This window comes from Halostella sp. PRR32, from assembly GCF_034808085.1.
Lineage (GTDB): Archaea > Halobacteriota > Halobacteria > Halobacteriales > Natronoarchaeaceae > Halostella > Halostella pelagica.
Window position 1 is genome coordinate 1 of sequence record NZ_JAXHGL010000024.1, and the last position, 476, is coordinate 476.

Annotated in this window: 1 protein-coding gene; it reads right to left on the reverse strand. The window is 70.0% G+C overall.

What is annotated here, in order from left to right:
- Window positions 1-108: 108 nt before the first annotated feature.
- The gene (locus tag SM753_RS20235; RefSeq protein ID WP_323192886.1) at window positions 109-327 is read right to left on the reverse strand and encodes a hypothetical protein; all 219 of its coding nucleotides are present in this window, start codon (window positions 325-327) and stop codon (window positions 109-111) included.
- Window positions 328-476 lie beyond the last annotated feature (149 nt).

The following is a 476-nucleotide window of genomic DNA, read 5'->3' on the forward strand; positions in this document are numbered from 1 at the left end:
GACGCGAGTTGGGCGTGCGGTCACAAAACGCCACGCGTTCGAACGCCGCCCGAAGGAGTCGAGTGTCCCATCGAGTCGCCGAGTCGTCGAGTCGAGTGTCCCGTCGAGTCACCGCGTCAACCCGACGACGCTGATCGCGAGTCCGACGACGACGAGCGGCCAGAGTTCGGGGACGACGCCGCCGACGAGGCTGACGTGGATGCCGAACAGGATGAGCTTCGGGCCGGTGAGCAGTCGCTCGTCGGCGCGTTCGGCCTTCGCGGCGCGAACCCGGGCGAGCGGCGACCGCCCGGATTCGCCGGGGGCGTCCGCAGACGACTTCGCCATGTGCGGACCAAGGCCGTCGAAGGCTATCAATCCCCGCGTCTCGCCGCGCCGTACCGGACGGTGAGGAACCTGCGGTCGGACAGCCACATCTCGTGAGTGGCGACGACCGCGTCCGTCCGCCAGTCGTCGAAGCCGCGGTCGGCGGGGAG

What these genes read in the sequence shown, in the direction of transcription:
- SM753_RS20235 (WP_323192886.1), bottom strand. Translation starts at nt 327, where the DNA reads ATGGCGAAGTCGTCTGCGGACGCCCCCGGCGAATCCGGGCGGTCGCCG.